9 protein-coding genes are annotated in these 10,083 nt (G+C 37.6%); 8 read left to right on the top strand and 1 reads right to left on the bottom strand.

Annotation, left to right across the window (positions count from 1 at the left end; translation table 11 throughout):
- Positions 1 to 17: 17 nt before the first annotated feature.
- The 8 genes from nirD (at position 18) to MF646_RS21270 (ending at position 9,198) form a co-directional block, all read left to right on the top strand.
- Positions 18 to 344 (top strand): nitrite reductase small subunit NirD, encoded by a 327-nt coding sequence (nirD, locus tag MF646_RS21305; RefSeq protein WP_250098518.1) that lies wholly within the window; start codon positions 18 to 20, stop codon positions 342 to 344.
- 392 nt (positions 345 to 736) lie between these two features.
- Positions 737 to 2,179 (top strand): PTS mannitol transporter subunit IIBC, encoded by a 1,443-nt coding sequence (locus MF646_RS21300; RefSeq protein WP_420842559.1) that lies wholly within the window; start codon positions 737 to 739, stop codon positions 2,177 to 2,179.
- A 222-nt stretch (positions 2,180 to 2,401) separates the two neighbouring features.
- Complete coding sequence (locus MF646_RS21295; protein ID WP_250098516.1) at positions 2,402 to 4,540, top strand: BglG family transcription antiterminator; 2,139 nt, start codon at positions 2,402 to 2,404, stop codon at positions 4,538 to 4,540.
- Between the two features lie 2 nt (positions 4,541 to 4,542).
- Positions 4,543 to 4,980, top strand: coding sequence for a PTS mannitol transporter subunit IIA (locus MF646_RS21290; RefSeq protein ID WP_250098515.1), 438 nt, complete (start codon positions 4,543 to 4,545; stop codon positions 4,978 to 4,980).
- A gap of 1 nt (position 4,981) precedes the next feature.
- Complete coding sequence (locus tag MF646_RS21285; protein WP_250098514.1) at positions 4,982 to 6,133, top strand: mannitol-1-phosphate 5-dehydrogenase; 1,152 nt, start codon at positions 4,982 to 4,984, stop codon at positions 6,131 to 6,133.
- 105 nt (positions 6,134 to 6,238) lie between these two features.
- Entirely contained in the window at positions 6,239 to 7,048 is an 810-nt protein-coding gene (locus MF646_RS21280; RefSeq protein WP_250098513.1) for a uroporphyrinogen-III synthase, read from the top strand.
- A gap of 402 nt (positions 7,049 to 7,450) precedes the next feature.
- On the top strand, positions 7,451 to 8,203 hold the full coding sequence (pxpB, locus tag MF646_RS21275) for a 5-oxoprolinase subunit PxpB (RefSeq protein ID WP_250098512.1): 753 nt from the start codon (positions 7,451 to 7,453) through the stop codon (positions 8,201 to 8,203).
- On the top strand, positions 8,203 to 9,198 hold the full coding sequence (locus tag MF646_RS21270; protein WP_250098511.1) for a 5-oxoprolinase subunit C family protein: 996 nt from the start codon (positions 8,203 to 8,205) through the stop codon (positions 9,196 to 9,198). The genes pxpB and MF646_RS21270 overlap by 1 nt, the downstream gene beginning before the upstream one ends.
- Here the strand turns inward: MF646_RS21270 and MF646_RS21265 are convergent.
- Positions 9,191 to 9,955 carry an IclR family transcriptional regulator gene (locus tag MF646_RS21265; protein ID WP_250098510.1) on the bottom strand — a complete coding sequence of 255 codons (765 nt, stop codon included), beginning with the start codon at positions 9,953 to 9,955 and terminating at the stop codon, positions 9,191 to 9,193. The genes MF646_RS21270 and MF646_RS21265 overlap by 8 nt on opposite strands.
- Between the last annotated feature and the right edge of the window lie 128 nt (positions 9,956 to 10,083).

The raw sequence follows: 10,083 nt of genomic DNA, 5'->3' as shown, positions 1-10,083 counted from the left end.
CGGAGGGGGAGACTTATATGAGTAAAGTTGATAGTGCAAAGAAGATTCATGTAGCGAATGTTGCAGATTTATCCGTAGGAATCGGTCAAAGAGTGAACGTATTGGGAGAAGAAATTGCTTTGTTTAAACAAAAAGATGGAACGATTCGTGCGATTCAGAATAGCTGTCCCCACAAAGGAGGACCGCTATCTGAAGGGATCGTTAGTGGAGAGCATGTCTTTTGTCCCCTTCATGATTGGAAGATCAGCATGAAAGATGGGAAAGTCCAGGCGCCAGATGTAGGCTGTGTGAAGAAGTATGATGTTGAAGTAGTGGATGAAGCGATTTATGTGGTAATGGATTAAAAGGAATATAGTAAGAAGGGGCTGTCCCAAAAGTCCGGAACAGAGGTGGCAATGGCTCCGTTCGCGCCTTGAGAGGAGAAACCCACTCCTCTCAAGGCTTTTAAAAGATGTAGCGACTTCGCTCAGTGCTTCGGGGGTGTATCAAAAGGTCAAAAACAGACCTTTTGATACACCCCTTTTTTTTGTATAAGAGCGCTTGGTTTCTCTATTTTTATATCAGCCTTTACCTTCTTTGACAAAAAAAGGACAATTATATATACGTCTTTAATTTTGGCAACAATTCAATTGACAAAAGGACCTTTACTATAGATGGAATCTTACCTGTAACCGCTTTATCATGAGGGTATAGGAAAGAGCAAAGCAAAAACAGCTTTCCGAAAGGAGATAGAATGATGGATTCACAAAAAACAAATTCAAATTTCAAAGTGAAAATTCAACGCTTTGGTAGTTTTTTAAGTGGCATGATTATGCCAAATATTGGAGCTTTTATCGCATGGGGGCTTATTACCGCATTATTTATTCCGACTGGCTGGTTGCCAAATGAGAGTTTAGCTGAGCTAGTTGGTCCAATGATCACTTACTTACTGCCTCTATTAATTGGTTTTACTGGTGGTCGAATGGTTTATGACCTGCGAGGAGGGGTAGTGGGTGCTACTGCAACAATGGGGGTAATTGTTGGTGCAGATATCCCAATGTTCCTTGGAGCAATGGTTATGGGGCCACTTGGTGGCTGGCTTATTAAGCAAGTTGATAAGTATTTTGAGAATAAAGTTAAGTCTGGCTTTGAAATGTTAGTGAATAACTTCTCTGCAGGTATTATTGGAGGAGCGTTAACTATTATTGCATATGTTGGGGTTGGCCCAATCGTTTATACGTTAAACCAAACGTTAGCATCTGGAGTGAATTTCTTAGTAACGAACAACTTATTGCCACTTGCGAGTATTTTAATTGAACCGGCAAAAGTTTTATTCTTAAATAACGCAATAAACCATGGAATTTTAGGTCCTATTGGAATTGAGCAAGCAGCGCGAGAGGGAATGTCGATTTTATTCCTATTAGAAGCAAATCCTGGACCGGGTCTTGGTATTTTACTTGCTTTTATGTTGTTTGGAAAAGGAATGGCAAAGCAATCAGCACCTGGTGCGACAATTATTCACTTCTTTGGTGGGATTCATGAAATTTACTTCCCGTACATTTTAATGAAACCTGCACTAATTATCGCTGCCATTGCTGGTGGTGCCACAGGAGTATTCACACTATTGTTGTTTAATGGTGGACTTGTTGCTGCACCGTCACCAGGTAGTATTATTGCGGTGTTAGCTATGACACCACGAGGTGGATACTTCGCTGTTATTGCTGGTGTTCTCGCTGCTACTGCTGTATCGTTTATTATCGCTTCGATTATTCTTAAGAGTTCAAAATTAACGGGTGAAGAAGATTTAGCAAAAGCGACAGAGAAAACTTCTGCATTAAAAGGGAAAGAAAGCAGAGCTTCTGTTTTAGTGAACAAAGGTGAAACAGAAGACGTAAAAACAGCACCTAACAATGAAATTGTGAAAGAAAATGTAAACAAGATTATTTTTGCTTGTGATGCTGGTATGGGTTCTAGTGCCATGGGGGCATCAATCTTAAGAAACAAAGTGAAAAAAGCGGGTCTAGAAATCGATGTAACCAACACGGCTATTAACAACATTCCAAATGATGCAGACATCGTTATTTCACATAAGGATCTAACAGATCGCGCGAAAGCAAAATTACCAACAGCTGTTCATATTTCAGTAGAAAACTTCTTGAACAGTCCAAAGTATGATGAGCTTATTGAGAAACTGAAGTAATTCTTTCATAGAATATCTGCTTATTTTTCAGACGGAAGAGCATGCCATTTATGGTGTGCTCTTTAAAAAATGAGGGTACTATAACTCAATCTTTTTAAATTATGGCAACAATAGCAAAGACGAAATTGAAATTTCCTTTAATTGAATCAATAAAATAACTCATTTATGATAAAAATATAGTTATCTGATTTTAATTTTGTCATCAATTAGCTTTTTAGTGAGGTGAATCTTATTTACATTACGGCAAGGGAAAGGCAAATTCTTGAATATCTACTTGCATCAGATCAAGAAATAACAGTAAAAGGACTTGCTGAGAAGATCGGTGTCAGTGTCCGAACGGTTCACCGCGATCTGAAAGGCGTTGAAGACATTTTAAAAGAGTATGACTTACGGCTAATAAAGAAATCTGGAGTTGGTATTCAAATCATTGGAGAGAAAGAACAGATTGAGAATGTGAAATTATTTCTCTTTAATATTACGCACAATGAATACACGCCCGAGGAAAGGCAAACGATTATTCTGTGTACACTACTGGAATCGATCGAGCCTGTTAAACTGCTTGCTCTAGCAAGTGACTTAAATGTCACCATCGCTACTGTTAGTAATGATTTAAACAAAGTAGAAGAGCAGTTGCAAAAGTATACGAATCTCTCGCTAATTAGAAAAAGAGGGTATGGTGTTGAGATAGCTGGTGATGAGACAGCTAAGCGAAAAGCCATGAGCAAAATTATTTCAGAAAATGTAGATGAATTTGATTTATTGTCGTTGATTAGGGAGAACATTCAAAAGAAATCTACACAACAAACCGAGCTTATTTCTGAAAGATTATTAGGTTTAGTTGAAAAAAGAAACTTGCATATTGTTGAGAAGGTAATTGAGGAAATAAACAATGAGCTACCTTACTCAATAGCTGACAGTGCCTATATGGGTCTAGTCGTACACTTAGCATTAGCGATGGAGCGAATATTGCAAGGAGAGAACATTTCAATTGATCAAAGTTATTTAGAGCGATTGCAAATTACACCTGAATTCAAGATAGCCGAGAAGATCATTGCTAAGCTAGAAGGTGTTTTCCAGACGGAAATTCCTAAAGCTGAAGTTGGTTATATAACGATGCATCTTCGTGGCGCTAAGTTAAGACACGATAAAGAATATATTATTGAAGATACGAGTCTTCAAACTGCCCTAAAAGCAAAAAGCCTTATCCACTATGTTGAGAAAAAAACAGGCGTACCTTTAGCGAATAACCATGCCCTCTTACAAGGGTTAGTGGCACACTTAAGCCCAGCAATTTTTCGTATTAAGCAAAATATGGGGATTACAAATCCACTGTTAGAAAAAATAAAAAGTGATTATGCTGAGTTATTTGAAATAGTAAAAGGTGGAGTCGAAGTAGTCTTATCTGAATTAGAAGTGCCAGAAGAAGAAATAGGTTACTTAGTTCTTCACTTCGGCTCTGTCATTTTAGGGAAGAACGAACATGACTCGTTAAGAGCGTTAATTGTTTGCTCGAGTGGAATCGGTACATCAAAAATGTTAGCAACAAGGCTGCAAAAAGAAATTCCTGAAATAAAAGAGTGTCAAAATGTTTCAATGTTTGAATTAAACCAAATGAATGATACGAAATACGATGTGATTTTATCTACCATTCGACTTCCTCAGTTAAAACGAGATTACATTGTAGTTAATCCTATTTTAACCACTGATGAAGTAGAAAAGGTTAAATCCTATATTCATGAAAAAAAGAGAGTCGGTAAACCATTTTCTAGTCAAGAGCTGGATTATCCTTCATTTACAAAAAAGGAAAATACACTAGAACGAATGCAAGTGCTAAAGGAATATTCTGATACGATCATTACACTTTTACAAGGGTTAACAGTTACTATTTATAAAGATGGAATAGCTATCTCTGAATTGCTAGAGGAGGCATGTGCGAAACTACTGAAAGATGAAGTTGTTTCTAATGTATCAGTTTTATTAGATGATTTAGTAAGGCGTGAGGCAATTGGCGGGTTAGGGATCCCAAATACAAGGTTAGCGTTGTACCATACGAGAAGCAATACTGTTGTAAAACCGTCGTTTACCGTGCATGCGATGAGCAGGCCGCAACTAGTTAGCGCGATGGATCAATCTGAAATGGAAGTTGAAACCGTATTGTTAATGCTTTCCCCTAAGGAACTATCGACTAATGCATTAGAAGTTCTAAGTCATATAAGTGCATTAATAATTGAAAATGAATTAAGTATTCTCAGGTTTGAATCAAAAGACGAGAGTAAGATTTCATCCTATTTAGCAACGAAATTAGAGAACTTTTTTATAGAGCGCGTTCAAAAAGAAAAAACAAATAAAAGGAGTATTTAATTATGTCATTACCAATCTTAGCAAAACAAAACATTTTATTAAACAAAGAGGTGGATACGAAAGAAAACGCGATTAAAATGACTGGGGAATTATTAGTTGACCTTGGATATGTGGAACCTTCTTACATTGACAGAATGTTAGAGAGAGAAGAATTGACGTCAACATATATGGGTAATTTCGTAGCTATTCCACATGGTACAGAAGAGGGAAAAGCATCGGTAAAAGAATCAGGAATTGCGATTATTCAAGTGCCGAATGGGGTAGAGTTCGGCGCAGGAAACGAAGTTAAACTACTAATTGGAATTGCAGGTAAGGGTGATGAGCATCTAGATATTTTATCACAAATTGCGATTGTTTGTTCGGAAGAGGAAAATGTAGAGAAAATAGTATCGGCAACATCAACGGAGGAAATCCTCGAAATTTTTGAAGAGGTGAACTAATATGATAGCTGTACATTTTGGTGCTGGGAACATCGGTCGCGGATTTATTGGATCTTTGTTATATGATTCTGGATATGAAACGGTTTTTGTAGATGTAAATAAGGAAATCGTTGATTTAATTAATGAACGTAAAGAATATAATGTTGTTCTTGCTGATCAATCGAAAGAAACAGTAACAATAAAAAATGTTTCAGCTATCAATAGTATTCAAGACCCAGATCTAGTCAAAGAGGCGATTGTGAAAGCTGATATCGTAACAACAGCAGTTGGGCCTAACATCTTACCGATTATTGCTAAAAGTATTCATGAAGGGTTGAGCTTGCGTTTAGAAAGCAACAAAACTCCATTAAATATCATTGCATGTGAGAATTTGATTGGTGGCAGTACCCTCTTGAAAGAACATGTTTATCAGAACTTATCAGATACTGAAAAAGAGACTTTTGATCAATATTTTGCATTCCCAGATGCGGCGGTTGACCGAATCGTTCCAAACCAAGTAAACGAAGATAAGCTATTAGTGATGGTTGAACCATATTATGAATGGGTCGTTGAACAGTCAAAGATGATTGGCGATGTCCCAGAAGTTGCAGGCGTTACGTATGTTGATGAGTTGAACCCTTTTATTGAAAGAAAACTTTTTACTGTAAATACAGGTCATGCTGTTGCTGCTTATTTAGGTTACCAAGCTGGTATGAGAACAATAGATCAAGCATTAGCAAATGAAGAGATTAAAGATTTACTTGAAAAAACATTACAAGAAACAGGCCTATTGCTTTCAAAGAAACATTCATTTAACGTAGCAGAACACAACGTATATATAGACAAAATCATTAACCGTTTTTTAAATCCGAACTTAGCTGACGATGTCACGAGAGTGGGGAGAGGTCCTTTTCGTAAATTGGGACCTAATGATCGTCTCATAGGACCAGCAAAGCAATTTATTGAAATGGTTGGCGATGATCCTGTTTATTTAGTAAAGGCTATTGCAGCGGCATTACATTATGATGTGAAAACAGATGAAGAAGCTGTCCAGATCCAAAATCTTATTCAAGAAAAAGGGTTAGAAACAGCAATAATGGAAGTTACTAAATTAGATCAAAATAGTCGTTTATTTACGTTGATTGTTAATCAATATAATGGATTAAATAAATAGTAAATTCAAAAAAGTTCAAGCCGATTTTGGTTTGAACTTTTTTTTATATCGAATAAAGGCTTATAATTAATATAATGAAATTATCAAAGAGAAAGAAGTGAAACGATGAAGACCGGATTAAATGGAAAGAAGATTGTCCTTGCAGCATCAAGAAAGACAGAAGAAATGAGTACATTAATTCAAAAGCAAAATGGAGCACCTTTAGTACGATCTCTTCAAGGGACCGTGTTCAAAGCGGACGATCAAGTAAAAGAGGATTTACAAAAGATTGTAAAAAAGCAATTTGATTGGATCATCTTCACGACTGGTATTGGTACGAATGCTCTTTTAGAGCTTGCTGATGAATTAAAACTAAAGGACTCATTTATGAACGTTGTGAATGATGCCAAAATAGCATCGAGAGGGTATAAGACAGTTGCAGCTCTAAAGAAAATAGGTGTTACAGCTGATGTGAAGGATGATGACGGAACAATAAAAGGATTGATACAGTCATTAGAAGGAATTGACTTTAAGGGGAAACAAGTCATGGTACAGCTACATGGTGAGAATGCTCCTGCGCTGATTAACTATTTGGAGGAATCAGGAGCAGAGGTCATGAAAGTATTGCCTTATCAGCATGTTGACCCAGACTTTGATACGGTTGAACAACTTTGCCAAGAGCTCTTTCGCTCTGAAATAGATGCCGTATGCTTTACAGCAGCCATCCAAGTTCGCTCCTTCTTTAAGTATGTGAAAGAAAAAGGATATGTAGAACAAGTGTTAGAAGCTTTTAAATCGAACGTACTTGCAGTCGCTGTTGGGAAGGTAACAGCAGAGGCATTGAACGAAGAGGGCATTGATAGAGTTGTGGCACCTGAACTGGAGAGAATGGGGGCCATGATTGTTGAGATGACCCGTTATTTTGAAAGAAATTAAAAGCAAACTTTAAGAAGGGATTTCCCAAAGGTCATGAACAGATCTATTGGGAGATCCCTTTTGTCATCGTATAAAAAGTCGCGGAATTATGTAAAATATCCATATTGCGATGTGTGTAAATCTTTCTTTTTAAAAGGCTGTTTTCACTTACTTTGTTGTTTTTATGGGGTACGTGTTCTCTACATGTTCGTTCCACCTGAGCTTCAGTCACTCGCACCCGCAAGGAGGTGTCGAGTGACTGAAGATCCATTTCACTACGAGAAAAAACGTTTCTTCACAGCAACAAGCTTTACGCAAACAGCTTTTTAAAATTGCATTTTCAATATCTGATAATTATAATTATTACAAAGACTAAAATACGGAATTAGAGTTCCGGTATTCGGAACTTAGGGAGGGGAGACTTTGGTACAATTAATTAACAAGCTAGACAAAGAGGTTAAGATAACTAGGTTAAGTGAGTCAGCGGTAGTGGTTTCTTTTGGTGAGGAGATTTGTTTTGATTTGCATGAAAAAGTAAAAGCTTTAACAAATTACCTACAGGATCATTCGTTTGTCGGTCTAATAGAAACCGTCCCTTCGTTTACGAGTGTAACGATTTTTTATGATCCTATCCAAATATATAAAAGAGAAAGAAAAGTAAATCATACAAACGTTGAGTCACCATCTGATTTCGTCTGTGCTTACCTTAAAGAAGCAGTACAAAATTTGGGGAAAATAGATAAACACAGAACTAGAATTGTTGAAATACCAGTTTGTTATGGTGGAGCTTTTGGTCCTGACCTTGACTATGTCGCAGATCATAATGATCTTTCTCCTGAACAAGTTGTGAAGATTCACTCTAGTGGGGATTACCTTGTTTATATGGTTGGATTTGCTCCAGGTTTTCCTTATTTAGGAGGAATGTCTGAGAAAATTGCAACACCAAGAAGGGAAAAGCCGCGAATAGAAATACCTCAAGGTTCTGTTGGAATAGCTGGAATGCAAACGGGAGTCTATTCACTCTCTACTCCAGGAGGTTGGCAAATTATTGGAAGAACTCCTTTCGACTTGTTTTTAAAAGATAAAACACCACCGAGTTTACTGGAATCCGGGGATGTTGTGAGATTTAGGCCAATAACAGTTGAGGAGTATGACGACTATAAGGAGGGCTCGTAATGGCTTTAAGGGTAATCAAACCAGGTCTTTTAACAACGATTCAGGATCTTGGAAGAACGGGCTTTCAAAAACATGGAGTTATTATGAGTGGAGCTATGGATCCTCTTTCCTTAAGGCTTGCTAATCTGTTAGTTGGAAATGAGGAAGGAGAAGCTGCATTAGAAATGACGTTAGCTGGTCCTTCTTTAAGATTTGAAGCAGATACAATTTTCGCCATTTGCGGAGGAGATCTCTCACCAACGATTAATCAAAAGCCAGTTCCCATACATAGGCCTATCTATGTAAAGAGAGATAGTGTCCTTTCTTTTGGACCTGCAAAGGCAGGGTGTCGAGGGTACTTGGCTGTCGCTGGAGGATTTGAGATTCCAAAAGTCATGGGGAGTAAAAGTACCTATCTCCGTGCCGGCGTTGGCGGCTATCGTGGGAGAGCATTAGAAGCGGGAGATGTTATTACATATCAGAAACAAAAGAATATATTGCCCTTCTTTGAAGAGACTGAACATAAGAATGCTCCTTTTTGCACGACAGGTTGGGGCATACAATCCTACCTTTTTCATAGACCTAAACAAGTTGTAAGAATTATACCAGGTCCTCATTTCGAGCAATTTACAAAAGAGAGCCGGGAAGATCTGTTTCACTGCAAGTTTAAAGTAACCCCCCAATCTGATCGAATGGGGTATAGGCTTTCGGGCCAACTATTAAGGCTAGGAGAGCAAATGGAATTACTCTCAGAGGCAGTTACTCTTGGTACTATTCAGGTTCCCCCAGATGGGAATCCGATTATTCTCCTTGCAGATAGACAAACGATAGGAGGATATCCAAAAATAGGTCAGGTAATTGATGTTGATATACCAGTGATTGCTCAATTAAAACCAGGAGAACGGATAAGCTTTAAATCTGTATCGATATACGAAGCTGAAAGGCTTTTGCTAAAAAGGGAAATGGATCTAAAAGAACTAAAAGCAGGAATATTGTTAAAACAAATGTCTACATAAGTTGTTTGTTATAACCGAGTTCTTTAGAGATGTTATTGGCGGTTTGTTTAACTTTCTTAACAAGTTCAGTTATTCGTTCTTTTGAAAAACGTAGTTCAGGTCCTGCGACACTTAGTCCGCCAATAACCTGACCACTTAAGTTGAAAATAGGAGCAGCGATGGAGACGGTACTATTTTCAAGTTCTGAGTAGCTTATAGCAAACCCGTTCAAACGCGATTGTCTCAAAATATCCATTAGAACGTCTTTATCTACAATTGTTTTTGTTCCAAATGATTTAAGTTCCATATTTTGTAGATACGCTTCTTGTTCTTTTTCATCGGTGTAAGCAAGAATAATTCGGGAACAAGCCCCTGTATAAAGAGGTGATCGCCGGCCTACTTTTGTGAAAAGTCTTACAGGATGGTCTGTATCTACTTTTTCGAGATAAACGGCTTCATCACCGTCTCGCATTGTTAAATTAACAGCTTCGTTTACTTCATCTCTTAGGGCTTCCATATGAGGCTTTGCAATTTTACGAAGATCCATTCTCTCAGCAACGAGGTGACCGAACTCAAGAAATAGCAAACCGAGAGAATAGTATCCATCGCTATCTTTTGTAAGAAAGCCCATTTCAGAAAGAGAACCAATCATCCGATGAGCCGAAGTTTTTGGAATTTCAGTTAGATGGATGATTTCATTTAAAGTTAGCCGTGAGTGAATCCGAAATAGATTTAGAATGGTTAACGACTTAACAACAGTTTTGTTTTTGTTTTGCAACGGTAACACCTCATCAATGTTTTAAGAAAAAGTAGGAAGAACACTATCACTTATTTTACAAAACTAGATTATCTATGTCTATGAATGGGCAAGGCATATGATATTTCAGCGAGGAAGATTAGAAATGA

This window comes from Halalkalibacter alkaliphilus (genome assembly GCF_023555415.1).
GTDB classification, from domain to species: Bacteria; Bacillota; Bacilli; order Bacillales; family Bacillaceae_D; genus Halalkalibacter; species Halalkalibacter alkaliphilus.
This window is presented reverse-complemented; position numbering and strand designations above follow the sequence as displayed.